Annotated in this window: 21 protein-coding genes and 1 pseudogene; 19 read left to right on the forward strand and 3 right to left on the reverse strand. The window is 41.2% G+C overall.

Annotated features, from left to right (window positions below):
• Positions 1 to 244 precede the first annotated feature (244 nt).
• Positions 245 to 1,828 carry a TerC family protein gene (locus LGL98_RS08190; RefSeq protein ID WP_136034785.1) on the reverse strand — a complete coding sequence of 528 codons (1,584 nt, stop codon included), beginning with the start codon at positions 1,826 to 1,828 and terminating at the stop codon, positions 245 to 247.
• Between the two features lie 358 nt (positions 1,829 to 2,186).
• On the opposite strand from LGL98_RS08190, the gene LGL98_RS08195 reads away from it, so the two are divergent.
• From LGL98_RS08195 to ugd, 19 genes and pseudogenes are all read left to right on the forward strand, one after another.
• On the forward strand, positions 2,187 to 2,432 hold the full coding sequence (locus LGL98_RS08195; protein WP_136034787.1) for a hypothetical protein: 246 nt from the start codon (positions 2,187 to 2,189) through the stop codon (positions 2,430 to 2,432).
• A 153-nt stretch (positions 2,433 to 2,585) separates the two neighbouring features.
• Positions 2,586 to 3,559 (forward strand): annotated as a pseudogene (galF, locus tag LGL98_RS08200) (GalU regulator GalF).
• Positions 3,560 to 3,874: 315 nt separating this feature from the next.
• On the forward strand, positions 3,875 to 4,504 hold the full coding sequence (locus tag LGL98_RS08205) for a phosphatase PAP2 family protein (protein WP_136034790.1): 630 nt from the start codon (positions 3,875 to 3,877) through the stop codon (positions 4,502 to 4,504).
• 958 nt (positions 4,505 to 5,462) lie between these two features.
• Positions 5,463 to 6,902 (forward strand): capsule assembly Wzi family protein, encoded by a 1,440-nt coding sequence (locus tag LGL98_RS08210; RefSeq protein ID WP_136034792.1) that lies wholly within the window; start codon positions 5,463 to 5,465, stop codon positions 6,900 to 6,902.
• Positions 6,903 to 7,047: 145 nt separating this feature from the next.
• Positions 7,048 to 8,187, forward strand: a complete 1,140-nt coding sequence (locus tag LGL98_RS08215; protein ID WP_136034794.1) for a polysaccharide export protein — start codon at positions 7,048 to 7,050, stop codon at positions 8,185 to 8,187.
• Positions 8,187 to 8,624, forward strand: coding sequence for an arsenate reductase/protein-tyrosine-phosphatase family protein (locus LGL98_RS08220; RefSeq protein ID WP_049256763.1), 438 nt, complete (start codon positions 8,187 to 8,189; stop codon positions 8,622 to 8,624). The genes LGL98_RS08215 and LGL98_RS08220 overlap by 1 nt, the downstream gene beginning before the upstream one ends.
• 16 nt (positions 8,625 to 8,640) lie before the next feature.
• A complete protein-coding gene (locus LGL98_RS08225) occupies positions 8,641 to 10,806 on the forward strand; it encodes a polysaccharide biosynthesis tyrosine autokinase (protein WP_226651803.1) in 2,166 nt (721 codons plus the stop codon).
• 180 nt (positions 10,807 to 10,986) lie between these two features.
• On the forward strand, positions 10,987 to 12,411 hold the full coding sequence (gene wbaP / locus LGL98_RS08230; protein ID WP_226651805.1) for an undecaprenyl-phosphate galactose phosphotransferase WbaP: 1,425 nt from the start codon (positions 10,987 to 10,989) through the stop codon (positions 12,409 to 12,411).
• Between the two features lie 60 nt (positions 12,412 to 12,471).
• The gene (locus LGL98_RS08235) at positions 12,472 to 13,530 is read left to right on the forward strand and encodes a glycoside hydrolase family 43 protein (RefSeq protein ID WP_226651807.1); all 1,059 of its coding nucleotides are present in this window, start codon (positions 12,472 to 12,474) and stop codon (positions 13,528 to 13,530) included.
• A 77-nt stretch (positions 13,531 to 13,607) separates the two neighbouring features.
• Complete coding sequence (locus tag LGL98_RS08240) at positions 13,608 to 14,327, forward strand: glycosyltransferase family 2 protein (protein WP_226651857.1); 720 nt, start codon at positions 13,608 to 13,610, stop codon at positions 14,325 to 14,327.
• Complete coding sequence (locus tag LGL98_RS08245; protein ID WP_226651809.1) at positions 14,324 to 15,364, forward strand: glycosyltransferase family 4 protein; 1,041 nt, start codon at positions 14,324 to 14,326, stop codon at positions 15,362 to 15,364. The genes LGL98_RS08240 and LGL98_RS08245 overlap by 4 nt, the downstream gene beginning before the upstream one ends.
• Positions 15,365 to 15,406: 42 nt before the next feature.
• On the forward strand, positions 15,407 to 16,648 hold the full coding sequence (locus LGL98_RS08250; RefSeq protein WP_226651811.1) for an EpsG family protein: 1,242 nt from the start codon (positions 15,407 to 15,409) through the stop codon (positions 16,646 to 16,648).
• Between the two features lie 24 nt (positions 16,649 to 16,672).
• On the forward strand, positions 16,673 to 18,112 hold the full coding sequence (locus LGL98_RS08255; RefSeq protein WP_226651813.1) for an oligosaccharide flippase family protein: 1,440 nt from the start codon (positions 16,673 to 16,675) through the stop codon (positions 18,110 to 18,112).
• An 18-nt stretch (positions 18,113 to 18,130) separates the two neighbouring features.
• Entirely contained in the window at positions 18,131 to 18,931 is an 801-nt protein-coding gene (locus LGL98_RS08260) for a hypothetical protein (protein ID WP_226651815.1), read from the forward strand.
• Positions 18,932 to 18,944: 13 nt separating this feature from the next.
• The gene (locus LGL98_RS08265; protein WP_226651817.1) at positions 18,945 to 19,952 is read left to right on the forward strand and encodes a polysaccharide pyruvyl transferase family protein; all 1,008 of its coding nucleotides are present in this window, start codon (positions 18,945 to 18,947) and stop codon (positions 19,950 to 19,952) included.
• 30 nt (positions 19,953 to 19,982) lie between these two features.
• Positions 19,983 to 20,882, forward strand: coding sequence for a glycosyltransferase family 2 protein (locus tag LGL98_RS08270; RefSeq protein WP_226651819.1), 900 nt, complete (start codon positions 19,983 to 19,985; stop codon positions 20,880 to 20,882).
• Positions 20,883 to 20,884: 2 nt separating this feature from the next.
• Positions 20,885 to 21,871 carry a glycosyltransferase family 2 protein gene (locus tag LGL98_RS08275; protein ID WP_226651821.1) on the forward strand — a complete coding sequence of 329 codons (987 nt, stop codon included), beginning with the start codon at positions 20,885 to 20,887 and terminating at the stop codon, positions 21,869 to 21,871.
• A 145-nt stretch (positions 21,872 to 22,016) separates the two neighbouring features.
• Positions 22,017 to 23,423 carry an NADP-dependent phosphogluconate dehydrogenase gene (gene gnd / locus LGL98_RS08280; protein ID WP_226651822.1) on the forward strand — a complete coding sequence of 469 codons (1,407 nt, stop codon included), beginning with the start codon at positions 22,017 to 22,019 and terminating at the stop codon, positions 23,421 to 23,423.
• Between the two features lie 192 nt (positions 23,424 to 23,615).
• On the forward strand, positions 23,616 to 24,782 hold the full coding sequence (gene ugd / locus LGL98_RS08285; RefSeq protein WP_226651824.1) for a UDP-glucose 6-dehydrogenase: 1,167 nt from the start codon (positions 23,616 to 23,618) through the stop codon (positions 24,780 to 24,782).
• Between the two features lie 422 nt (positions 24,783 to 25,204).
• Here ugd and LGL98_RS08290 read toward each other — a convergent pair whose 3' ends face one another.
• Both LGL98_RS08290 and LGL98_RS08295 read right to left on the reverse strand, forming a co-directional pair.
• Positions 25,205 to 25,327 (reverse strand): small membrane protein, encoded by a 123-nt coding sequence (locus tag LGL98_RS08290; protein WP_032409012.1) that lies wholly within the window; start codon positions 25,325 to 25,327, stop codon positions 25,205 to 25,207.
• Between the two features lie 399 nt (positions 25,328 to 25,726).
• The gene (locus LGL98_RS08295; RefSeq protein ID WP_226651826.1) at positions 25,727 to 26,731 is read right to left on the reverse strand and encodes an NAD-dependent epimerase; all 1,005 of its coding nucleotides are present in this window, start codon (positions 26,729 to 26,731) and stop codon (positions 25,727 to 25,729) included.
• Between the last annotated feature and the right edge of the window lie 56 nt (positions 26,732 to 26,787).

Below are 26,787 nucleotides of genomic sequence, written 5' to 3' on the forward strand. Positions count from 1 at the left end.
CCTGGATTATACGGTGGGTGTCATACCCCGATTAGTTCGCCATCCCGTAGGCTTGATAAGCGAAGCGCCATCAGGCAGTGTGGCGGCTGCGCCTGCCCCTGCCTGGATTATACGGTGGGTGTCATACCCCGATTAGTTCGCCATCCCGTAGGCCTGATAAGCGAAGCGCCATCAGGCATTAAACAGGATACCTGGCTATCAATTTTACGGCCCGGGATACCCCGGGCCGTTTTATATCTGACGATTACACCTCATAATCCAGCTCATCCTGCTTTACCGGCGGGACGATCTGCACCTTCTGCACCCGATGGCTGTCGACCTGCAGCGTGCGCAGGGTATAGCCGTCAATCTCAACAGTTTCCCCCACCTGCGGCACATGCTGCAAATACTCCATCAGCAGACCGGCAACGGTATGATACTCACGCTTATCATCCAGCGGCAGCGGAACGTACTGCACCAGGTCCTCCAGCGGCATATGACCGTTGACCGTCCACGTACCGTCCTGATGATGCTGGATATCGTGCCGGGCATCGATCTCCTCCACCTCATTGGGCAGATTACCGGCAATGGTTTCCATCACGTCGCTCAGGGTCACAATCCCCTCGACGGAGCCGAACTCATCGACCACAAAGGCAAAGTGAGTGCGGGCCTGGCGAAACTGCTCAAGCGCTGAGAGAAGCGGCAGCCCCTCCGGGAAGACCAGCGGCTGACGTACCAGCGCTTGTAGATCCAGCGGCTCCTGGCGCAGAGACTGTTGAAGCAGGTCGATAACGTGAACCACGCCCAGCAGATCTTCATTATCCTTCCCGCCGGTGACCACCAGCCGGGTATGCTGATTTTTCTCCACCAGGCTGCGGATCTCCTCCTCCGGCGCGCTGAGATCGATGCGCTCGATATCATGGCGGGAGGTCATAATACTGCTGACGCTGCGCTGATTAAGGTTCAGCACCCGCTCAATCATCAACCGTTCCTGCGGATTAAACAGCGGGTGATGATCCTGATCGGCGACCAGCGACGCCGTGTCAGCATCCAGTTCAGCTTTTTCTTTCTGCCCGCTCAGCAGGTTCATCACCGCCTCGGTGGTGCGCTGACGCAGCGTCATATTGGCGGAGAGGAAGCGACGGCGGTTAAACTGCGCCAGTTGATTAAGCGCTTCAATCATGACCGAGAAGCCAATGGCCGCATATAAATAGCCTTTCGGAATAATAAAGCTGAAGCCTTCAGCAATCAGGCTGAAGCCGATCATCAGCAGGAAGCTCAGACAGAGGATCACGATGGTCGGATGGCTGTTGACGAAGCGCGTAAGGGCTTTGCTGGCCATCAGCATCAGGCTGATGGCGATGACCACGGCGGCCATCATCACCGCCAGGTGATCAACCATGCCGACGGCAGTGATTACCGAATCGAGCGAGAAGATAGCATCAAGCACCACAATCTGTGCCACCACGGCCCAGAATTTCGCTCCTCGGCGCTGGGTAGGGTTATCACTGTCCTTCCCCTCCAGCCGTTCATTGAGTTCGACGGTGGCTTTAAACAGCAGGAACAAGCCGCCGAAAAGCATAATTAAATCGCGGGCGCTGAAGCTGAAGTTGTGAAAAACAATCAACGGTTTGGTCAGAGTGACCAGCCAGGAGATAGAGGCCAGCAGCAGCAGGCGCATCACCATCGCCAGCAGCAGGCCGGTGATCCGCGCGCGGTCGCGCTGGGCGGGCGGCAGCTTTTCGGCGAGGATAGCGATAAAGACCAGGTTATCGATACCCAACACCAGTTCGATAACCACCAGCGTGACGAGACCTGCCCAGATTGACGGGTCGGCAATCCATTCCATAAGTATTTAAACCTGTACGACTGCGGTATGTGTTAGGACGATCATGGATAAGATGAGTCTAAAATGCAATAACGATGCGGATGTCACCCTGCCAGGGGTGGATATATTTTCAGCAGATTAAGCGAATCGATAAGAATTATGTTCCGGAAAAGAACAGTGGAAAAATAACACCATGGCGAGTGGTCTGGAATTAGCTTGCAGATATCAGAACTGCTTACGCTGCGTTTCAGCGAGGCCGCAAAAGGGGCTTTTTATCATGGTTCGTTCCGGCGAGCGCTGATGCTCAGAGCTGGAGAAAGTGCAACGTCCGCTCACAAAATCGGCATAATTCATATTATGAAGTGAGTACGTAATAGGCATGATCGCAGATTTCTGGCGTGGTTTGCGGGTATTATGCCGCCATGGCTGGCGGTTTATGCTGAAATATATTTTCTGGATAAATTTATTATCTGAACCTATTCTTTCCGGGCATACGGACGGTGGCGCAGGGCTGACGCCTCTTTGGCCGCAGCGACAGGCTTTTCAGCCATGTGATGCGGTGCAAAGAAGCGAGCCGCTGAATAACCTGATGGAGAATAAGATTATTCTCACTTCAAACTGTTGATAAAAGAAAGTTGTGTGTATTCTTTAGGGTGACAGTGAATTTAAGAATTTGGCGGGCAGATGCCCGGGCAGTATCCGTGTATTATCAGTTTCAATGGATTTGTGACATGTACAATTTTGCAAAACCGCGTGTTTTGTAACCAAACAGGTGAAGATGAATATGGCGAATTTGAAAGCGGTTATTCCGGTCGCAGGACTAGGCATGCATATGCTGCCGGCCACAAAGGCAATTCCAAAGGAAATGCTGCCGATCGTTGATAAGCCAATGATTCAATACATTGTGGACGAAATCGTCGCCGCCGGGATCAAAGAGATTGTGCTGGTGACGCACTCCTCGAAGAACGCAGTAGAAAACCACTTCGACACCTCCTACGAGCTTGAAGCGCTGCTGGAACAGCGTGTGAAGCGTCAGCTGCTGGCGGAAGTGCAGGCGATTTGCCCACCGGGCGTGACCATCATGAACGTGCGCCAGGCGCAGCCGCTGGGCCTGGGCCACTCCATTCTCTGTGCCCGCCCGGTCGTCGGGGATAACCCGTTTGTCGTGGTGCTGCCGGATATCATTCTTGATGGCGGCACTGCGGACCCGCTGCGCTATAACCTCGCCGCGATGATCGCCCGCTTTAACGAGACCGGCCGCAGCCAGGTACTGGCGAAACGCATGCCGGGGGATCTCTCGGAATACTCCGTGATCCAGACCAAAGAGCCGATGGTGGCCGAAGGGCAGGTGGCACGTATCGTCGAGTTTATTGAAAAACCGGACGAGCCGCAGACCCTGGACTCCGATCTGATGGCGGTGGGGCGCTACGTGCTGTCGGCGGATATCTGGGCCGAACTGGAGCGTACCGAGCCGGGCGCATGGGGCCGTATCCAGCTGACCGACGCCATTGCTGAACTGGCGAAAAAGCAGTCCGTCGACGCGATGCTGATGACCGGCGAAAGTTACGACTGCGGTAAGAAAATGGGCTACATGCAGGCCTTCGTCACCTACGGGATGCGTAACCTGAAAGAAGGCACCAAATTCCGCGAAAGTATTAAAAGACTGCTGGCCTGATTGCCAGCGTAGTGCCGGGGGGCAGGGCGAGAACATTCGTCCTGCCGCTCATAACGTTATGCAGAAATTATTCATAGCGCGAATGTTATAACTATTGTAAAGAAACGTATGGCTTCGGAGACTTCTGGTAGTTTGTCTCTGGGCTCTGTGGTGCAATGGTCGGAGTAGCGGCAATAATGCTTTGTGAATAGTCACTTAGTGCGACAATTCTTAAAGCGCAGGGAAAGCGGTCAACGTCAGTAAAAAATAAAACTTGACTGCGATCATGTTTCCGCTTTAAACATCTCACTTGCATGCATAAAAATGTGAAATGAATTGGCATGCGAGCTGGTACAGACATTACGGATAATCCCTGAGCACGGCAGTGGACATCATCGAAGGATCACAGGTATATGAACTGGCAACTCATCTCATTTTTTGGCGATAGCACCGTTTTGCTGCCCAGCGCAGCGGCGCTGTTTATTGTCCTGATGCTGCGTAAAACGTCGCGGTTGCTGGCGTGGCAGTGGAGTTTGCTGTTCGGTATCACCGGCGCCATCGTCTGCGCCTCTAAACTGGCCTTTATGGGCTGGGGCCTGGGGATTCGCGAGCTGGACTACACCGGCTTTAGCGGCCATTCCGCGCTCTCTGCGGCATTCTGGCCTATCTTCCTGTGGCTGCTCAGCGCCCGTTTCTCCGCCGGTCTGCGTAAAACGGCCGTAATTGCCGGCTATGCTTTGGCTGCTCTGGTAGGTTATTCGCGGCTGGTCATTCATGCGCATTCTGTTTCGGAAGTGATTGCTGGCCTGTTGCTCGGTGCCGCTGGCAGCGCTTTATTCCTGCTGCTGCAAAAACGTACCACTCATCCGGAAAGCGTGAATATCTCATGGGGCGGGGTTGCATGCCTGGTGATGGTTCCGCTTATCCTTTTACATAGTGGCAGCAAAGCACCGACTCAATCCCTGCTGGGACAAATCGCCACTGCGGTGGGACCGCTGGATAAACCCTTTACCCGAAACGATCTGCATAAGCAAGTGTGGTAATCGCCATTTGTTTTACCGGGGAAATTACGTTTTCGCCGGTTAATTAGGCAAATAAGAAAATAATCTACTATATACCGGTCAATTGATAATTCATATTTATGAAATAATGAAGTGCTACTACATTATCATTGAATATTTGCCTGGATATAGCGGTGATAAGATGTTTCTTAAATGCGCTGAGAAAGCACCTGGAACTGAATCATGGTATATCCAGACACCCAGAAACTATTAGAAATTGTAGTTGACTATCACGCTATCATCTGATTTTTCAATGGCGTCGTCATTGCAGAAAAAATGTGTTTTTACAGTGAGTTAGGCGATTTTTCCCTGTTATTGTAACATTGTACGGCTGATCGCCAGCTGAAAGCAGTAAATAATCTTAATTGATAACATGCTTATTTTTTGCCAATAAAACACCAGGCGGAATTAATTGGCAGATATTCGGTAACAAGACTCCCAATTGTGACCGAAATCCCGTAAACTTAACGCCGCTAAAATAAGGCCTGACCAATTATTCATCCGCAGGTCGATAAAATATGCCAATCATGAAGTCAGTGCGCTGGTAGCTGTTAAGCCAGGGGCGGTAGCGTCGCTGAAACCGCTATCTGTATCGCACGAGGGACGATGGTGAACTGCTGCTTTTATCGACTGACCTGAGGTGAGCATCGCCATCAGATGTTTATCATAAACATCAGGTATCCTTCGAAGGTGGTCAGGATAGGCTGCCGATATTGCCTGTGCATTAACTTTCCCGCCTCGTCCATAGCCTGGATGATAAAATTCGCCTACATTGTGAGCTGGGCAGATGTTATAAGGGTGATAAGCAGCTTAGGGTAAATGTACTTGCCTCGTCGGTGTTGCACAGTGAAGTCGACTGGTGCCGCGAGCGCTTTCTATCTTGGTATTCCCCTGATTCTCATTGAGATACGACAGCGGGGCTGAAAATGGATCTTGTACAATGATAAAAATTGCGCGCATTGCCGTGACGCTGGGGTTGCTTTCCTCTCTGGGAGCCCAGGCTTACGCGGCTGGGTTAGTGGTAAATGACAACGATTTGAGAAATGACCTTGCCTGGCTTTCCGACCGCGGGGTTATTCATCTGAGCCTGTCGACGTGGCCGCTGAGTCAGGAAGAGATCGCCCGGGCGCTGAAAAAGGCCAAACCTTCCTATTCTTCTGAGCAAGTGGTGCTGGCTCGAATTAACCAGAGACTGTCTGCTTTAAAAGCCGATTTTCGGGTCACCGGTTACACCTCAACCGACCAGCCGGGCACCCCGCAGGGGTTTGGTCAGACACAGCCAGCGGATAACTCGTTAGGCCTGGCATTCAACAACAGCGGCGAGTGGTGGGATATCCATCTCCAGGGCAACGTTGAAGGGGGAGAGCGGATCAGCAACGGATCGCGCTTCAACGCCAACGGCGCATACGGCGCGGTGAAGTTCTGGAACCAGTGGCTCTCCTTTGGCCAGGTTCCGCAGTGGTGGGGACCGGGCTATGAAGGCAGCCTGATCCGCGGGGATGCAATGCGGCCGATGACCGGTTTTCTGATGCAGCGCGCAGAGCAGGCAGCGCCAGAGACCTGGTGGTTGCGCTGGGTCGGCCCATGGCAGTACCAGATCTCCGCCAGCCAGATGAATCAATATACCGCGGTGCCTCATGCCAAAATTATCGGCGGTCGTTTTACCTTTTCACCATTCCAGTCTTTAGAATTAGGCGCATCACGCATTATGCAGTGGGGTGGGGAAGGGCGGCCTGAATCCCTCAGTAACTTCTGGGATGGTTTAACAGGCAAGGATAATACCGCCGCAAACGATCCCAATGAACCAGGGAACCAACTGGCCGGTTTTGACTTTAAGTTCAAATTGGAGCCGACCCTGGGCTGGCCGGTGAGCTTCTACGGGCAGATGATCGGCGAGGATGAGTCTGGTTTCCTGCCTTCAGCAAATATGTTCCTCGGCGGGATTGAAGGGCACCACGGCTGGGGTAAGGATGCGGTTAACTGGTATGTGGAAGCACATGATACGCGTACCAATATGAGCCGGACCAATTACAGCTATACCCACCACATCTATAAAGATGGTTATTACCAACAAGGGTATCCACTGGGCGATGCGATGGGCGGGGATGGTCAACTCATTGCCGGTAAGGTTGAGCTGATTACTGAAGATAACCAGCGCTGGAGTACGCGCCTCGTTTACGCAAAAGTTAACCCTGAGAACCAGTCGATCAACAAAGCATTCCCTCATGCGGATACTCTAAAAGGTATACAGCTGGGCTGGAGCGGGGATGTTTATCAATCTGTACGTCTGAATACCTCTTTGTGGTACACCAACGCTAACCACAGCGATAGCGACGACGTTGGGGCCAGCGCAGGAATAGAGATACCATTTAGTTTATAAGGCTGAATGCTGAAAATAGAGGAGAGAAGGTGGTAGCGCTGCAGGACGCAGTCAGCATATATCTCTCCACAAGCCGGCAGGGAAGCAACGGCTATGACAGCTGCTCAGAAATTGGCAAATTTTGATTTACTGATGATGTGACATTATGAAGAAAAAAATTGTTAGATTTTCGGCGTTAGCATTGGCAATTGGGTTTTTATCGGGTTGTACAATCATCCCTGGTCAGGGATTGAATAGTCTGCGTAAAAACGTGGTAGAACTTCCAGACAGTGACTACGATTTGGATAAGCTGGTGAATGTTTATCCTATGACGCCAGGACTGATCGATCAACTCCGTCCGGAGACTGTTCTCGCTCGTCCAAATCCGCAGCTTGATAATTTATTACGCAGTTATGAATATCGTATCGGTGTGGGTGATGTACTGATGGTCACCGTTTGGGATCATCCGGAATTGACCACACCTGCAGGCCAATACCGTAGCGCCAGCGACACCGGTAACTGGGTTAATTCCGACGGCACTATTTTCTACCCTTATATCGGGAAGGTGCTGGTGGCGGGAAAAACGCTTAGCCAGGTACGCCAGGATATAGCCAGTCGTTTAACCACTTACATTGAAAGCCCGCAGGTTGATGTAAGCGTTGCGGCCTTCAGATCTCAAAAAGTATATGTGACTGGTGAAGTTGCAAAATCTGGTCAGCAGCCAATTACCAATATCCCCTTAACAGTCATGGATGCAATCAATGCGGCAGGTGGATTGGCACCAGACGCAGACTGGCGAAACGTGGTGCTTACCCATAATGGCAAGGATAGTAAAATCTCACTGTATGCCTTAATGCAGAAAGGTGACTTAACCCAGAACCATCTGCTGTACCCAGGGGATATTTTATTTGTGCCACGCAATGACGATCTGAAAGTGTTTGTTATGGGGGAAGTAGGCAAACAAAGCACCATGAAGATGGACCGCAGCGGCATGACCCTGGCGGAAGCGCTGGGCAATGCAGAAGGTTTGTCTCAGGCGATGAGTGATGCCACGGGGGTATTCGTCATTCGCCAGCTAAGGGGTGATAAGCAAGGTAAGATTGCAAATATCTATCAACTTAATGCGCAAGATGCTTCGGCAATGGTACTCGGCACGGAATTCCAGTTGCAACCATATGATATTGTCTATGTCACTACAGCACCATTGGTTCGTTGGAATCGTGTGATTTCACAGCTTGTGCCAACTATTACTGGGGTACATGATATGACTGAAACTGTCCGTTACATTAAGAGATGGCCTAACTAATGTTTGATTCAATTCTAGTTGTGTGCACGGGAAATATCTGTCGCTCACCAATAGGCGAACGTTTTCTACGTAAAGTCTTGCCTAATAAAAGGATAGACTCTGCAGGGACAGGTGCTTTGATTGATCATGCCGCTGATGAAAGTGCGATAAAAATAGCTGTAAAACATGGGATTTCTTTAGAAGGGCATAAAGGAAGGCAATTTACTGCTTCCATCGGACGGCAATACGATTTGATATTGGTGATGGAAAAATCTCATATTGAACAAATTGGGCGTATAGCTCCAGAAGTTCGTGGAAAAACTATGCTTTTTGGACACTGGTTGAATCAACGTGAAATACCAGATCCTTATCGTAAAAGCGACGAGGCATTTGCCTCAGTTTACAAATTAATTGAAGAAGCTGGTAATTGCTGGGCTTCTAAACTTAGTAACCCTTAAGCAGGGAAGATAATGCATGTCATCATTAAAAAGTAACAAACCTATTAATGATTCAGATGAGCTAGATCTGGGTCGTGTTATCGGTGAAATATTCGACCATAGAAAATTAATAATCGCAGTAACCTCACTATTTACGCTTATCGCGCTTCTATATGCCTTACTTGCTACCCCAATATATCAGGCGGATGCATTGATACAGGTTGAACAAAAGCAAGGTAACGCGATACTTAGCAGTCTGAGCCAAGTCTTTCCTGATAGTCAGCCTCAATCAGCACCTGAAATTACACTGCTGCAGTCACGAATGATATTGGGTAAGACCGTAGATGATTTAAATTTACAAGTCAAGGTCGAAGAATTATTTTTCCCCGTTATTGGTCAAGGATTAGCACGTCTTTTTAATAAAACAAAAAATACTATTCAGGTACCTAAACTTTTTATTTCACCGAATATGTATGATGATAATTTTATTACTTTGACAGTTAAAAATGATCATCGATACAGTATTACTGGTAAAAATATAGATTTTGATGGAGAAATTGGTCAGCTCATTGATAAGAACGGGATAAGGATTCAAGTTGATAGTATAAATGCTGAACCCGGCACAAAATTTCTGTTAACTTATACATCTCGCATAAATGCAATAAACTATTTACGGGATTCATTACTCATCGCAGATCAAGGTAAAGATACCGGGATGTTAACGATATCTCTTCTTGGCAGTGATCCAGATTTAATTAAAAGAGTCATTGATAGTATAAGTGACAATTACTTAGAACAAAATATTGCACGCCAAGCAGCTCAAGATGCAAAGAGTTTGGATTTTTTAAATCAACAATTGCCAAAAGTCAGAACGGAATTAAATGAATCTGAAGATAAATTAAATACGTACAGAAGGCAGAAAGATTCAGTAGACCTTTCTCTGGAAGCTAAATCGGTTTTAGATCAAATAGTAAATGTTGATAATCAACTTAATGAGTTGACGTTTAAAGAGTCTGAAATATCGCAATTATATACACAAGAACATCCTACCTATAAAGCCTTGATGGAAAAGAGGAAAATTTTACAAGATGAAAGAGCAAAGCTGAATAAACGAGTATCAACAATGCCTGAAACTCAGCAAGAGGTTTTGAGGTTGAGTCGTGATGTAGAATCAGGCAGAGCTGTTTATATGCAATTGTTAAATCGTCAGCAAGAGTTGAATATCGCAAAGTCGAGTGCAATAGGTAATGTCAGAATAATTGACAATGCTGTAACACAGCCAAAACCGGTAAAACCTAAAAAATTAATCATTATAGCGATTGGCCTAATTTCAGGCTTTGCAATATCGCTAGGTGTTGTATTCTTAAGAACTTTCTTGCGTAAAGGAATAGAGTCTCCCGAACAGCTTGAGGATTTAGGGATAACGGTATATGCAAGTATACCTGTAGCTGAGGTATTATCAAATCGGGCTAAGCAACCAAGTAAAATCAGGTTTAAAAAGGAAGAGGATGCTAATTATACTTATCTGGCGACTAGTCATCCAACAGATCTGGCTATAGAGGCAATAAGAGGACTTCGAACGAGTCTACATTTTGCAATGATGGAAGCTCGCAATAATATATTAATGATCTCTGGTGCAAGTCCAAACGCAGGAAAAACTTTTGTAAGTTCAAACTTAGGGGGCGTTATAGCACAGACGGGTAAAAAAATACTATTTATTGATGCCGATCTAAGAAAAGGCTATACGCATAAAATATTTAACGAGTCAAATGAAAATGGATTGTCTGAGTATCTTTCGGGTAAAATAAAATTAGAAGACACAATTAAGCATCTTGGTTCTGAAGGTTTTGATTTCATTTCGAGAGGTATGGCACCACCAAATCCAGCTGAACTTTTGATGCATCGACGTTTTGGTGAACTTATTAAATGGGTCAGTCAGGCATATGATATGGTGATAATTGATACACCGCCTATTCTGGCTGTTACCGATGCAGCTATTATAGGTAATTATGTTGGAACTACTTTACTTGTTGCAAGGTTTGAACAAAATACAACTAAAGAGTTAGAAGTTAGTATAAAAAGATTTGAGCAAAGTGGCGTTGCAATAAAAGGATGTATCTTAAATGGAGTTATAAAAAAAGCAAGTAGTTACTATGGTTATGGCTATGCCCATTATGGTTATTCCTATAAAGATGAAAAATAAATAAGGTTTGGCCGAGTTTCCTCGGCCGACTTTAATAGCAGACGATATTCATCGCACTTTTCTTGATGCAAACTACAATTTTATTAAAAATGTAGGAGTACAAGTTATAAAATCAAGAAAATAATCAGTATAAACCATACTAAAACATTAAATAACAGAAGTTCAGTTGAGAGGGAAAATATGTCACCTTTCGGTAGGAATATAATAGTTAGTTCAGCTCTGGCTTTATCCGATATCATTACATTTGCGATAACGCCTTTCATAGCTATTTTTATTTTATCCTTTGCATTCTATGATTTTGATAAAATAGCTCCTGTCGAACAATACCGGGGATGGGTTGTACTTCACTGTTTATTGGCTTTTTGCTGTGTTTCTTGGTTTTCAATTAGACTACGTCATTATTTTTACAGGAAAACATTTTGGTATGAATTGAAGGAAATTTTACGTACCTTGGTTATCTTTGCCGTAATTGAGATAGCTGTTCTGGCATTCGCATCATGGGCGTTCTCGAGATATTTATGGATATTATCATGGCTCATTACATTTTTGCTTGTGCCTGTTTCGCGAATGATAGTTAAACGACTTCTTGATGCTTTAGGGCTTTGGGAACGGGATACATGGATTGTAGGTAATGGCAAGAATGCGTATGAGGCATACAAAGCAATAAAAAGCGAGCACAATTTAGGCTTGGTTATCGTAGGGTTTATTTGTGATACAAAATCAGATGAAAATAAAACTATCGAAGGGCTTCCGGTAGTTTATGGCGATGAAAAATGGTTATCTTCTAAAGATAAAAGGACACAATTTATTTTGGCGGTAGAATCTAACCAAAGTGATATAAGAAATACTTGGCTTAGAGATTTAATGATCAAAGGATATAGATACGTGTCGGTCATCCCAACGCTTAGGGGAATGCCGCTGGATAGTACGGATGTATCTTTTATATTTAGTCATGAGGTCATGATTTTCCGTGTGCAGCAAAATCTAGCAAAATGGTCATCACGCTTTATGAAACGATGCTTTGATATTGCAGGTTCCTTGACTATTATACTAGTTCTATCACCATTATTAATTTATATTACAACAAAAGTCAAAAAAGACGGTGGACCAGCTATATATGGTCATGAAAGGGTTGGGAAAAACGGGCATAAGTTTAAATGTCTCAAATTCCGATCTATGGTAATAAATTCGCAAGAAGTACTATCTAAGCTTTTAGAAAATGACCCAGTGGCGAGGGTTGAATGGGATACTACGTTTAAATTAAAAAATGATCCTCGTGTCACATCTATTGGAGGATTTCTTAGGCGTACAAGCTTAGATGAACTACCTCAATTATTTAATGTTCTTAGAGGGGAAATGAGCTTAGTAGGACCTAGACCAATCATAACTGACGAGTTAGCGCGCTATAACGATGAGGTAGCCTACTACCTCTTAAGCAAACCAGGAATGACGGGTTTATGGCAGGTAAGCGGTAGAAGTGATGTTGATTATGATACACGCGTTTATTTAGATGCATGGTACGTAAAAAATTGGTCTATGTGGAATGATATTGCGATTTTGTTTAAAACTGTAGGTGTAGTTTTGAAGCGCGATGGTGCCTATTAATGTGGCTCCTTGTAAATTAATGAGTAATTAATTACCCATGTATTTTGCGTGGAGAAAATTATGAAACTTAAATATTTATTGGTTTTTACTTTTTGGTCAATTAGTTGTTATGCCAATAATACATCATTCAACCCTGGGGAAATGTGGTTGGATGATAATGGAAATAAAATTAATGCACATGGTGGTCAAGTTATAAAAGTCAATGATCTATATTACTGGATCGGAGAGAATCGAGATACTGGTCGTAAGAATACAGGTAAGGTTAATGAATATTCCTCTAAGGATTTATATAATTGGAAAAATGAGGGAGTAATCTTGGATCTTTCAAGATTGCCCGGGAAGTATTCTGTTGAACGACCTAAGATAATTTATAATAGAAAATCTAAAAAATTTATCATGTGGTTTCATTTAGAGTTAAATGGCAAATATAGAACAGCTAAAGCGGGTGTTGCTATATCAAACTCAATAAATGGCCCTTTTAAATTGGTTAATCAGTTATGGCCGAATGCTGGTGTTCTACCAATGAGTACTCAGTACGCAGTTGCTGCCAATAATTTGAAGAATAATATAATGGATGCTGATACGAAATTTGAATCGAGGATTGCAACAGGTAATGTGCTTAGAGATATGACTGCATTTGTCGATGATGACGATAAAGCGTATATAATCTATTCTTCTGATGGAAATAAGTCGATACAAATTGCAGAGCTCAATGATGATTATACAACTTTTAATGGCCGTTATATCAGGATCCTGATAGGAGAGATGAATGAGGCACCAACCTTAGTAAAACATGATAATCGATATTTTCTCATTACCTCTGGCGTAAATGGTTTTGGACCGGCTTCGGCTCGCTTATCATTTTCAGACAACATTTTTGGAAATTGGAAATCATCCGGTTCACCAGTAAAAGACTCTTCTAAAAATAATATAAGTACAACTTTTTTCAGTCAGGGAACATATATATTAAAAGTTAACTCACAAGAGGGCAATAAATATATATTTATGGCAGATCGTTGGGACCCCGATAATTTAAATAATAGCACATATGTTTGGTTGCCATTGACATTTGAAAATAATCTACCGACAATAAAATGGCATGATAAGTGGCAATATTAATAAAATATATCGTAGTTTGAAAAACACTGAGACAACATATTAATATGAATAATGAGAAGATCAAAATAGCAATTATCATGCCTGCATATAATTGCGAGGATACAATAAAAAAATCAATCCTATCAGTTATTAATCAAACGTATACAAATTGGCATTTATACATAATTAATGATTGCTCGGTGGATAATACTTCTATTGTTCTTGAAGATTATATTCTTAATGATAAAATCACAATTATAGAAAATGAAGAAAATATTGGGGCTGCTGGTAGTCGAAATCGAGGAATTACTCTAAGTACTGAACCTGTTATAGCTTTTATTGATAGTGATGATTTATGGAATGAGAATAAATTATTATTACAAATCGAAGAAATAGCTAAAGGTGAAAAATTTATAATTACTGATTATGATTACATTGAGCAATCTACTCAACGATCTTTCCCTGTATCATGGGGGAAAAAGTATCTAACTGAAAGAGATTTTTTGAAAAAAAAGTTTAGAGTCTGTTTTTCTTCATTATTGTACATCAGGTGTGAAAATCAATTTAAAAAAATAGGACATGAAGATTTCGTTTTTTTATTTGAACTTTTTAAATTATATGGGGATGCAAAAGTTATAAATAAAAATCTAGTATCATATATTTCAGTCGAAAATTCACTTTCATCTAATAAGAAAAAGGCCATTATATGGCATGTGAATTGTTTGAAATATATTTTTAATGATAATTACTTAAAGGTTTTTTATTATTTTCTTTACTATATGGTAAATGGAGTGTTGTTTAAAAGGAAAAAAAGATGAAGCAGAGAATACTAATTATTATAGAGAACGCATTTTCTTTCGCGGGAACTGAAAATGTGTGTAATTTCATGACTGATTGTTATGGTCCAGATAATGAAGTAATAATACTCTCTTTGAAAGGAAAAGGAGATACATTTTATAAATTTGAACATGTCAAAAAAATTATCAGCCTTGAAGGTATTGGTGCTTCAACTTACAGTATTATAAAACATGTTCAGGATATAAATCCAGACTATGTTTTTGTAATAAGTATGGGTAAACTTTCTGTACTGTATGCGTTTCTTTCATTTTTTAGTTTTAAAAGGTTGAATAATACATTTGCATGTGAACATGTATCATATTCTTCTTTTCCATGGTATGTTAAATTACTTAAAGTATTCACCTTACGTTTTTATAAAAAAGTTATCGTTCTGACTGAAAGAGATTCAAAAAAATTAACTTCTTTAGCTATTAAAAACCTGAAGATTTCTAATCCAGTTCATATGAAAAATATCATGAGAACGGAAAAGCCTAAAATAGTACTGGCGATAGGAAGATTAGAATATCAAAAAGGAATTGATAGATTAATTAGTATTTGGTTTTTATTTAATAAAAAACATCCGGACTGGATACTCAATATAGCCGGAACAGGAAGTTGTGAGCATCAATTAATAGATCAGGTAAAGAAACAAAACTTAGAGGGATCTATATTTTTCCTTGGTAAAGTAAAAAATGTAGATGAACTATATAATAATGCTGGTATTTATGCAATGACCTCACGGTATGAGGGCTTACCTATGGTTTTGTTGGAAGCTAAATCGTGGTCATTACCAGTTGTAGCATTCGATTGTCCAACAGGCCCAAGAGAGATAATAAATCATGGTGAAGATGGGTTCCTTATAGAAGATGGTGATATTGACGTTTTTGTGGAAAAACTATGCTTATTAGCAGAAGAAGATGATATATATTTCAAGTTTTGTTCAAATATTAAAAATACCTCCAATCAATTTTCAATAGAAACAATTAAAAAGCAATGGAAAATGCTCATTAGTAAATAAATAAGTTACAGTTTCTTTTATCTAAAATATGGAGAATGGCTAATGCAATTGAGAAGGGAGAGTCTTTTATCTCTTATAGTTACCTTTTTTTCACCCTTAATTGGTGCCGTTTTATCATTATTAACCTATAAACGTGGTCATGAAAAAAATTTATTCGTCTCATTAAGTCTATTTGCATTTGCAGTTACGTATTTTATTCCCCCGCTTCAAGATCTTTATCGACGTTATACTCTTAATTATTTGCCTTACTCGGAGAATACAACCTATATTGATGCTATTACAGGTCATGTTGATATTTTAATGTATGTTGTTTTGTTGTTTTTCAAAAAAAATAACATTCCATTTTTTTGGGCTCCTGCATTAGAGGCTGCTTTTTCGGTTTATTTAGGTCTGTCAGCTGTAAATACAGCCATAAAAGATAAACCATATAAAAATAAGCAAAAGGCTTTTGTTTTTTTCCTTTCTTTTTTAATGATTAATTTTGTAGGTATTGCTCTTGGGTTACGTTTCGGCTTCGCTGTAAGTCTTTTTACATATGCAGCGATTAAAATTATTTATAAAGAGCGAGTAATCTTAAGTTACTTATTTTTGCTACTATCTGTTTGTACGCATTTCTCGATGCTAATACCAGTTGCAGCTTTGATTGCAAGTATGTTTTATAGTGTAAATAAAAAAATCACGCCTGTTTATTGTTTACTGGCTTATCTAGCAGGCACTTTTGTGTTTTTTTCATTATTTAATTCTATACAATTAGGGAATATAAATGATTACGCGCAAGCCGGTTATATAGATGGTAAATTTGCTAATGCCGATACTACCGGAAATGCAATGATAATGAGTATATTCAGATTTACATTTTTCTTTGTCCTCTATATTACTTATTATTTTTCCAATAATACCTATATCTCTAATGGCGAGTTAAGGTTGGAGAAATTCATTAACTTAATGTTAATAACATGTTTTTTAATGACGGTTTCTTTTTCGGCTTTCAGTCGTTATATGAATGGTGTATTACTGTATTTCATTTTTGTTTATATAATGGCAAGGTTTTTTATTTCATATAAAAAAGGTGTTAAGTTAATAATCATCTTTTTTATAATTTTAAACTTTGCGCTACAATATGTTTATGCACAAAGGCGAGCATTAGTATTTGGTGAGATGTGGAGAGGTCTTTATACACCAGTAATATATTCTTTATATTATTCTAATGATGATCTTAAAATATATTTAAAAAATATTGATGCTGATGGCGATGTAAGTGGTTATGGTTATCCGTCTAATTAACTTTATATATATAGTAGAATTAAAATGGCGAATCAAGAAGTTAGTAGTAGAAAGGTTTTTACAGGGTTCATCTGGTTTATTATTAGCAAGTTATTTCCGGCACTGAGCGGACTGATAATTTTCTTCGTGACGTCTAGAGCTATTACAGCTGAAGATCTTGGATTAATTACATTATCAGTTTCGATAATAACCTTTATAATATACTTAAGTTATAATGGCTTTTGTGATGCAATAATACAAATTAAAGAACTTAAACAAAAACATATAAATACTGTTTTTTTTCTAAACACAATATCATCAAGTATTTTGTTTACGATAAGTGCTGTGGTCATTTTTATGTTAACATATTTTGGGGTTTTCCCAAAACGGTTAAACTATATATATATAATCTTAGGTTTGAAATGCTTATTAGATACATTCTCTCTTCTCCCGGTTGCTCTGTTAGCCAGGCAAATGGAATTTAAGGCGATTGGTATACGTACATTATACTCATCAATTATTTCTGCATTAGTTGCACTTCCTGTTTTTTACTATTTTGGTTCTATATCTGCTTTAATTGTAAATTATTTAACTTCTTCTATTTTAGGTTTTATCATTGCTTGGAACTCATCACCGTATCCACTAATTATAAAATTTGATAGGGAAAGCTACAAAGATTTAAGACATATTGGGGTTACGACAACTGCCGCAAAGTTAATATCAAGTGTTAGCTTTGATAACATATTTATTGGTTTTTTTGGTTCTGGAGTAACTTTAGGATTATATTCTTTTAGTAAAAGAGTATTCGGTATATTTACTGATATATTATCGGGTGGTATCTCTTCTGTTACTTATCCATTATATGCTTCATTACAAGATGATAAAAATAAGCTTAAAGAATCATTTCTTAAAGCAACCTTCCTTTCAGCACTTGTCGGTATTCCTGCTTACACTGGTTTAATTCTACTATCTCCTTCATTAATTCCATTATTTTTTGGTTCACAATGGAATGGAGCAGTGCCTGTACTACAAATAAGTTGTTTATTAGGATTCATAACATGCATTGGTTCTCTGCAAACATCTTTAATTAAAGGTGTCGGTAAATCAATGTGGATTCTAAAATATCAATGCGCACAGCAGATCCTTACCATACTTATAGCTATCTTATTTTCTTCACAAGGACCAACAGTTGTAATGGCGATGATAACAATAAAAACATTTTTAGTTTGGCCCTTCACTATCTTTTATATAACAAAACTGCTATCAATTTCAGTTTTCTCTTATCTTAGAAATCTATTCAAACCATTTTTAAGTGGTGCTGTTCTTGTATGCGTCTTTTATCTTCTGAAATTTTTATTAGGATCCATCAATCCGTATTTGTTTGTGGTGCTTGAAATTTTTATATGTGCTGTTTTCTATATATTGTCTATTCTCATACTTGCAAGGCGCGAGATCATTATTATGCTTTCTGGTCTTAAGAAATAATAGTATAGTGGAGCGGGAATGTTAAACTTTTTGATACCTGTAAAAAATCATATCGATATTAAGAATTGGGATAATATAAAAAAAAATATTCAATCAACTTTAATATCTATTAATAACCAAAGTGATAATAATTGGCATTGCTATATAGTATGTAATACTGGCTGCGATCTACCTGCATTACCTGATGAAAATAAGTTCACTATCTTATTTGTAGATCTAAATAAAATGAATGTCCAAAAGTCCGCTGGATTGCATTTTTATTATGACGCTATAAGAGAAGATAAAGGACAGCGTTTATATACAGCTTTTAAAAAATGTAACCATGACGATTTTTTTATGGTTGTTGATTATGATGACTTTATTCATAAAGATATCTCCTTATATGTTAACAAACACCAAGATCAAAATGGATGGTATATTGATAAAGGTTATTTTTACTCTGGTGGTAACGTCTTAATTAAGACAAAAAAATTCGATACAAAATGTGGGACTTCAAACATCCTGAAGGTTTCATTGGTTTACGAATTTAATAATGGACAAAAGGAATTGTCAATTTCATTGATTAAAGAACTTCTTGGCAGCCATCGATTTTTAAAGAAATACATGGTTGATAAAAAGAAAGAATTTAAAAGTATTCCATTTTATGCAGCCCTATATAATATCGGTATCCCTGGCTCAACTAGCGGAACTTCAGGGGTCATGAGTAATTTCTTTTCGTTAAATGTTTTGATCAGAAGACCTGATCGTTTTGTCAGAAATTTTTTTAATATAAGATGGTTTTCTTCAAAGAAGAAAAAATTCTTTGGTCTTATTAATTAATTAAGGTGATAAATTGAAAGTATTTTATTATAAGTCTAAAAATGGTAATTTTGGTGATGATATTAATAGTTGGTTGTGGGATAGATTACTGCCCGATTTTTTTGATAACGATGAAAATACAAGGCTTTCAGGTATAGGTACTATTATTGATTCTTATATGCCGCAAGCAAGAAAGTGGTATGTATTATCAAGTGGTGTAGGATATGGCTTCCCTCCCTCTCATTTTGGGAAAGATAATTGGAATATACTATGTGTACGTGGCCCATTGTCAGCTAATATACTTAATTTACCTGCGGAAAAATTTATAACTGATGGAGCAGCCTTTTTAAATAAAATCCCTGAGTTTTCGCCCACATCTGAGAAGGAAAGAAAAGGGATAATTTTTATCCCACATCATTATGCTGTTCATGCAGGGGAATGGGAAAAAGTTTGTAAACTTGCTGGCGTTGAATTTGTAAACCCCGAAAGCGATTCTAAATATGTTTTAAATAAGATTAGAAATGCTAAATTAGTACTGGCTGATGCTATGCATGCAGCTATTATTGCTGATGCTTTTCGCGTCCCTTGGGTTCCGATGGTAACTTCTCCTCAAATTAATACATTTAAATGGCTTGACTGGACCTCAACTATTGAACAAAGATATACTCCCATAGTACTAGGGAGCAGCTCCTTAAAAGAAATGGTAAGGAGCAAAGGTTTATTTTTACATGGAGAAAAATACTACAATAATAATTGTGATGTAGAGTCCTCCATCAAACAATTTAAAATTCAAAGAAAAATAAAATCCCACACTCTTTGGCCTTTATATCGGAAACCTGCCAGTTTTCTAGCTAATCGAGTTGCAATAAATGCGGCTTCTTTAGTCGAGAAACTTGATAAATCATTAAATCAAAAGTTTATAGATGAAAGCGTTAAAATAATGATTAGCGCCTCACAGCAACATGGTTTCCTAAGTGATGACAAAATCTTTGAAAGTAATTTAGGGCGTTTATGCGATTGTCTCTATTTACTAAAGAAATGATCTTATATCTTCAGAACTATAGAGGGCTACATGAGTTTAAAAGTTAGCGTTATTATACCCACTTATGGGAGAGCTTCCTTAATAGGGCGAGCCATTGAGAGCGTTATTTCACAGAAGCATGAGAATATTGAAGTAATTATCATAGATGATAATTCAGATGAAGAGATTTCTCTCGAAACAAAAAAAATAGTTGACAGTTTTTCATATCATCCAGCAGTCAAATATTATAAAAATGAAAGTAATATTGGCGGCTCTCTATCAAGAAATGCGGGTATTTCAAAATCAGAAGGTGACTTTATTGCATTCCTTGATGATGATGATTATTTTTTGGAGGATAAAATCAGCCGACAATTAAAGTTTTTAGTTGATGGTGGATATGATGTAACGTTATCTGATATGTTTGTTGAAGATGAAAATGGTAAGCGGCTCGAGAAAATACATTCTGCGCAATGTGCTGGAATAGGCGATTTTATTATAAGAGGCGTGGCATTAACTCCAATGATAATAGCTCGAAGGGATTGTGTATTAGATGTAGGGATGTTTGATGATACCCCAAGATTCCAAGATCATATTTTTATGCTAAAGTTATTAAAGCATCAAGCTAAAGTTGGAGTTTTGAATGAACCTTTGGCAGTACATTATGAACATTCGGGACATCGTATAACAAATTCGGATAAAAGCTTCAGTGGTTATATGTTACGAATGAAAATGGAAGAAACTTTATTCCCTTTTTTATCATCAAAAGAGTTGTCAAGTGCGAAATTCAAGCACGCCACTTTGAATTCGAAAATTATTACAGATCAGAAAAACACCTTTGCTGGTGTTTTATATCTTTTAAAAAAAATACATTTAATTAGGTCCTATTATGACTTTCACCTTTTTTTCAGAAATATTGTGAGAAATATTTTTTTCCGAAATTATAGGTTCTAAAAATGCTTTCAATTATAATCCCTCTTTATAATGCCGAGTTGCATGTTCCTAATCTACTTAATAATATAAAAGAGCTAGACCTTGAAACTATAGAAGTCATACTAGTTAATGATGGTTCAAATGATTCAACTGAGTTACTGATTCGGGATTTTATAAGCTCGCAGCAAAGCACCAATGTAAGGTTGGTAAATAAAAGTAATGGTGGTGTATCTTCTGCAAGAAATGTCGGTTTGAATAATATAAGTTCTGACTCACTATATTTGGCTTTTTTTGATTGTGATGATTGGTTTTATTCTGATGTTTTGAATTCTTTTTTAAATGATGTTAAATCATTGAATGATCCAGATTTGATTTTATTTAATTTCATAAATAATAATGGTAATTGTTCCAAAATAAACGATCATAAGTTAGAGGGAGATGTTTCTCTTTTAAATAATTTTGTCATGTTATATACGTCAGGTTTGATCCAACCATGTTGGAATAAAATTTACAAAACAAAACTGATTAAAGTAAACAACTTGCATTTTGAAGAAGGTATTAACATGGGAGAGGATTTTCGTTTTAACATTTCCTTTCTTGAAGTATCAAATAACGTGGCCGCATTTCGTTCCTCTCTTTATCAATATAATACTGATAGTGCCAACTCTTTAACTAAGCGTTATTTACCTGATTCGTTTGAGTATTTCAAGTATGGTATTTCAAAAGTAAATGACCTATGCAGATTGAAAGGGATCGACTATCCAGATATTCACAATAGATATATTATTGCTTTGAAGGATCGATGTAGAAACTTGTCTATCAGCACCTTGCCGTACAAAGAAATAAATAGCTTATTTATAAAAGATTTTACTTTTGTTAGAAATAATTTAGGGAAAATAGACATTAAAACACTATCATTCCAAAATCGAATAATATATATGCTCGTTAAGTTTAATTTGCCTAAATTCATTTGGTTGGCATTTTCTTTTCATCGTTTAATCAAGTTGTAAATTATACACTTATGTCTTTGACCTGAATTTACAAGCTTTTTTTTGCTTTTGATTATGCTTGCTGTTTACGATTATTTAATTTATATTATTTTTGCATATAGTACGGTAGGTTACTTTAAATATATTTTGTAGCAGGAGTTTATAGATGGCTAAGCAACAGATCGGGGTTGTCGGTATGGCAGTGATGGGGCGCAACCTTGCGCTGAACATCGAAAGCCGTGGTTATACCGTCTCCGTTTTCAACCGCTCCCGTGAAAAGACCGAAGAAGTGATTGCCGAAAACCCAGGCAAGAAGCTTGTTCCTTACTACACAGTACAAGAGTTTGTTGAATCCCTCGAAACACCACGTCGTATCCTGTTGATGGTGAAGGCGGGGGCTGGCACCGACAGCGCCATCGATTCCCTGAAGCCTTACCTTGATAAAGGCGACATCATCATTGATGGCGGCAACACCTTCTTCCAGGACACCATCCGTCGTAACCGTGAACTGTCTGCCGAAGGTTTTAACTTTATCGGTACTGGGGTTTCCGGCGGCGAAGAGGGCGCTCTGAAAGGGCCTTCCATCATGCCTGGTGGCCAGAAAGAAGCCTATGAACTGGTTGCTCCGATTCTGAAGCAGATCGCGGCGGTGGCTGAAGACGGTGAGCCATGTGTGACCTATATCGGCGCTGACGGTGCGGGCCATTATGTGAAGATGGTGCATAACGGCATTGAGTATGGTGACATGCAGCTGATTGCGGAAGCGTATGCGCTGCTGAAAGGCGGTCTGGCGCTCTCTAACGAAGAGCTCGCGCAAACTTTCACCGAATGGAACGAAGGCGAGTTAAGCAGCTACCTGATCGACATTACCAAAGATATCTTCACTAAGAAGGATGAAGAGGGTAAATACCTCGTCGATGTCATCCTTGATGAAGCCGCAAACAAAGGTACCGGTAAGTGGACCAGCCAGAGCTCACTGGATCTCGGTGAACCTCTGTCCTTGATCACTGAGTCCGTGTTTGCCCGCTATATCTCTTCTCTTAAAGACCAGCGTGTAGCCGCTTCGAAAGTGCTGAGTGGTCCGCAGGCTCAGCCGGCCGGTGATAAAGCTGAATTTATCGAGAAAGTTCGTCGCGCGTTGTACCTCGGTAAAATCGTTTCCTATGCGCAGGGTTTCTCTCAGCTGCGCGCTGCTTCTGACGAGTACAACTGGGACTTGAACTACGGTGAAATCGCCAAGATTTTCCGCGCTGGCTGCATCATTCGTGCGCAGTTCCTGCAAAAGATCACAGATGCTTATGCGCAAAACGCTGGCATTGCTAACCTGCTGCTGGCGCCATACTTCAAGCAGATCGCTGATGACTATCAGCAGGCGCTGCGTGATGTCGTGGCGTATGCCGTACAGAATGGTATTCCGGTACCGACGTTCTCTGCCGCAATTGCTTACTACGATAGCTACCGTTCCGCAGTTCTGCCAGCTAACCTGATTCAGGCTCAGCGTGATTACTTTGGTGCGCATACCTATAAACGTACCGATAAAGAAGGTGTATTCCACACCGAATGGTTGGATTAATTTATATGTTTGACTAAATTTAAGGCCCTGATTTTGACAGGGCCTTATAATTTGAGTGCTTTATACACTTCCTGTTTTGTTAATTAGCCTTTTTGTGTATTTATGGATTATTATATTTAGTACGGATATTACTAACTAATTCATTCCATGACTACTTATCGTTCTCCAGTTAACTGATTAAAGTGTAATCTCATGAAAATTACTATTTCCGGTACAGGTTATGTTGGTTTATCGAACGGTGTCCTGATTGCGCAAAACCACGAAGTGGTGGCTCTGGATATCGTACAGGCCAAAGTGGATATGCTTAACCAGAAGATCTCTCCGATTGTCGATAAAGAGATTCAGGAATATCTGGCAGAAAAACCGTTAAATTTCCGGGCCACCACGGATAAGCAAGACGCCTATCGTAATGCCGACTACGTGATCATTGCGACGCCGACCGACTACGATCCAAAAACCAACTACTTCAACACCTCTACGGTGGAAGCGGTTATTCGCGATGTCACAGAGATCAACCCGAAAGCGGTGATGATCATTAAATCGACCATCCCGGTGGGGTTCACCCGCGACATCAAAGAACGTTTAGGGATTGATAATGTTATTTTCTCTCCTGAGTTCCTGCGTGAAGGCCGTGCGCTTTACGACAACCTGCATCCGTCGCGTATTGTTATCGGTGAGCGCTCTGCGCGTGCCGAACGTTTTGCTGATCTGCTGAAAGAAGGCGCGATCAAGCAGGATATCCCGACCCTGTTTACCGACTCTACCGAAGCGGAAGCGATCAAACTGTTCGCTAACACTTATCTGGCGCTGCGCGTTGCCTATTTCAACGAGCTTGACAGCTATGCAGAAAGCCAGGGGCTGAACAGCAAGCAGATTATCGAAGGGGTATGCCTGGATCCGCGTATTGGCAACCACTATAACAACCCGTCCTTTGGCTATGGCGGCTACTGCCTGCCGAAAGACACCAAGCAGCTGCTGGCGAACTACGAATCGGTCCCGAACAATATCATCGCGGCTATCGTCGATGCCAACCGTACCCGTAAAGACTTTATCGCAGATTCTATTCTCGCTCGTAAGCCGAAAGTGGTGGGTGTGTATCGCCTGATCATGAAGAGTGGTTCGGACAACTTCCGTGCATCTTCCATTCAGGGCATTATGAAGCGCATCAAGGCGAAAGGTATTCCGGTCATTATCTATGAACCGGTAATGCAGGAAGATGAGTTCTTTAACTCTCGCGTCGTGCGCGACCTGGCTGCCTTCAAACAAGAGGCGGATGTGATCATCTCTAACCGTATGGCGGAAGAGCTGGCGGATGTCGCGGATAAGGTTTACACCCGCGATCTGTTTGGCAACGATTAATTCTGCCGGTCTGACACTGGCGGCTCCCTGCCGCCAGTATGCTTCTTTATCTCCCCGCTCTATCCCTCACTACGCGTATTTCTCGCACATTCAGATTAACCTCAATAAATTGTGATGGACATTACGATCTTGTACGAAACCCGTTGCGGGCGCAGAACAGGTCCGATAAGTTAAACTTACCTTGTGAAGAGCTACCGTCACTGTGATGTAGATGCCGGAGATAAGCGCCGGGAGGTAAAACAAAGCCTGCAATGCAGGCTTTTGTTATTTCTGTGTGCAGGAAAAATGATGAGCATGGCCAGCCAAAAGTGCTTTTCTCATGCTTTTGTGCCATGGCAAATCGCAGAATGAATAGTCATTCTGTCATACAGTTATTTTATCTCTTAATGTTATCTTAATGTCATTGTAATATGAGGCCAGCCTTACCACTTGCGTTTATTAAACGTCAGTTTCGTTTTTTTTCTGTCTTTTAAATAAGAAATTAAGAAATAAACGGAAATAGCAAGTAGTATGGCAGCCACCACTAAGAAAAATAGGTTTTCCATAATATCTACCACATAGCGTATGTTGATTAAATTATTAGTTTGATAAGCAATGCGCCAGTTTTGTGCTGTAGCATGGCTTGCTCTAACATATCCTGGATTTAGGAAAATTCCTACAGAGTGTAATGTTTTTTATTACTCAGTATTTCATGCTACTTTTTGGATTGGAAACGGCATGGATACAGCCGAAGTGCAGTACTGTGGCATGCGGAGATTTGCTTTTTCAACAAAGGTTGGATGAAACTGGTTTCAGTTAGGTCAACTAAAGGGTAAAAAAATACGCTATAGCATAAAATATTATATATAACGTAATGCAGCTGCAGTTGATTCACATAACGTAAGGGTATGCAGAGTAGCTGCAAGAAGTTGCCGCAACCTGACGATTGCGGCAGGGCAGGGGGATTAGATCTGATAGTAATCCTTGTACCATTCCACGAAGTTCTTCACGCCTTCCTTCACTGACGTTTGGGGCTTAAAGCCCACCAGGTCATACAGCGGCTGCGTGTCTGCGCTAGTATCGAGGACATCGCCCGGCTGGATCGGCATCATATTCTTTTTCGCTTCCATCCCCAGCGCCTCTTCCAGGGCGGTGATGTAGTCCATCAGTTCCACCGGCGAGCTATTGCCGATGTTATACACCCGATACGGTGCGGAACTGGTCGCCGGGGAACCGCTCTCAACGGTCCAGTCGGCATTGGCCTGCGGGATCACATCCTGAACACGCAGCACCGCTTCGACGATATCGTCGATATAGGTGAAGTCACGTTTCATTTTGCCGTAGTTATAAACGTCGATACTTTTCCCTTCCAGCATCGCTTTCGTAAACTTGAACAGCGCCATATCCGGGCGTCCCCACGGACCATAAACCGTAAAGAAGCGCAGCCCGGTGGTCGGGATGCTGTACAAATGGGAATAGGTATGCGCCATCAGCTCATTGGCTTTCTTGGTGGCGGCATACAGGGAGACCGGATGATCGACGGAATCTTCGGTGGAGAACGGCATTTTACGGTTAAGGCCATAAACCGAGCTGGAGGAGGCGTAGACCAGGTGTTTCACCTTGGTATGACGGCAGCCTTCCAGAATGTTCAGATAACCCATCAGATTAGCATCCGCGTAGGCATACGGATTTTCCAGCGAGTAGCGTACGCCGGCCTGGGCCGCAAGGTGGATCACGCGGTCAAATTGTTCTGCGGCGAAGAGCTTTGCCATCCCCTCACGGTCGGCAAGATCCAGTTGCTGGAAATGAAATGCCGGGGATGCCAGACGATCCAGACGAGCCTGTTTCAGGCTAACATCATAATAGTCATTCATGTTGTCGATCCCGACAACATCATGCCCTTCTTTCAACAGGCGCTGCGCGATATGAAAGCCGATAAAACCTGCGGCTCCAGTGACCAAAAACTTCATATTTTTCCTCCGGGTGTGGATATCCCGATTTACATAAGGGCTGATTTTACACTGGC

The sequence above is a fragment of the Klebsiella africana genome, from assembly GCF_020526085.1.
Lineage (GTDB): Bacteria > Pseudomonadota > Gammaproteobacteria > Enterobacterales > Enterobacteriaceae > Klebsiella > Klebsiella africana.

Bases quoted from the DNA above. Each gene is read 5' to 3' on its own strand.
- LGL98_RS08190 (WP_136034785.1), bottom strand. From the start codon at position 1,828: ATGGAATGGATTGCCGACCCGTCAATCTGGGCAGGTCTCGTCACGCTG.
- LGL98_RS08195 (WP_136034787.1), top strand. From the start codon at position 2,187: ATGATCGCAGATTTCTGGCGTGGTTTGCGGGTATTATGCCGCCATGGC.
- LGL98_RS08205 (WP_136034790.1), top strand. From the start codon at position 3,875: ATGAACTGGCAACTCATCTCATTTTTTGGCGATAGCACCGTTTTGCTG.
- LGL98_RS08210 (WP_136034792.1), top strand. From the start codon at position 5,463: ATGATAAAAATTGCGCGCATTGCCGTGACGCTGGGGTTGCTTTCCTCT.
- LGL98_RS08215 (WP_136034794.1), top strand. From the start codon at position 7,048: ATGAAGAAAAAAATTGTTAGATTTTCGGCGTTAGCATTGGCAATTGGG.
- LGL98_RS08220 (WP_049256763.1), top strand. From the start codon at position 8,187: ATGTTTGATTCAATTCTAGTTGTGTGCACGGGAAATATCTGTCGCTCA.
- LGL98_RS08225 (WP_226651803.1), top strand. From the start codon at position 8,641: ATGTCATCATTAAAAAGTAACAAACCTATTAATGATTCAGATGAGCTA.
- wbaP (WP_226651805.1), top strand. From the start codon at position 10,987: ATGTCACCTTTCGGTAGGAATATAATAGTTAGTTCAGCTCTGGCTTTA.
- LGL98_RS08235 (WP_226651807.1), top strand. From the start codon at position 12,472: ATGAAACTTAAATATTTATTGGTTTTTACTTTTTGGTCAATTAGTTGT.
- LGL98_RS08240 (WP_226651857.1), top strand. From the start codon at position 13,608: ATGCCTGCATATAATTGCGAGGATACAATAAAAAAATCAATCCTATCA.
- LGL98_RS08245 (WP_226651809.1), top strand. From the start codon at position 14,324: ATGAAGCAGAGAATACTAATTATTATAGAGAACGCATTTTCTTTCGCG.
- LGL98_RS08250 (WP_226651811.1), top strand. From the start codon at position 15,407: ATGCAATTGAGAAGGGAGAGTCTTTTATCTCTTATAGTTACCTTTTTT.
- LGL98_RS08255 (WP_226651813.1), top strand. From the start codon at position 16,673: ATGGCGAATCAAGAAGTTAGTAGTAGAAAGGTTTTTACAGGGTTCATC.
- LGL98_RS08260 (WP_226651815.1), top strand. From the start codon at position 18,131: ATGTTAAACTTTTTGATACCTGTAAAAAATCATATCGATATTAAGAAT.
- LGL98_RS08270 (WP_226651819.1), top strand. From the start codon at position 19,983: ATGAGTTTAAAAGTTAGCGTTATTATACCCACTTATGGGAGAGCTTCC.
- LGL98_RS08275 (WP_226651821.1), top strand. From the start codon at position 20,885: ATGCTTTCAATTATAATCCCTCTTTATAATGCCGAGTTGCATGTTCCT.
- gnd (WP_226651822.1), top strand. From the start codon at position 22,017: ATGGCTAAGCAACAGATCGGGGTTGTCGGTATGGCAGTGATGGGGCGC.
- ugd (WP_226651824.1), top strand. From the start codon at position 23,616: ATGAAAATTACTATTTCCGGTACAGGTTATGTTGGTTTATCGAACGGT.
- LGL98_RS08290 (WP_032409012.1), bottom strand. From the start codon at position 25,327: ATGGAAAACCTATTTTTCTTAGTGGTGGCTGCCATACTACTTGCTATT.
- LGL98_RS08295 (WP_226651826.1), bottom strand. From the start codon at position 26,731: ATGAAGTTTTTGGTCACTGGAGCCGCAGGTTTTATCGGCTTTCATATC.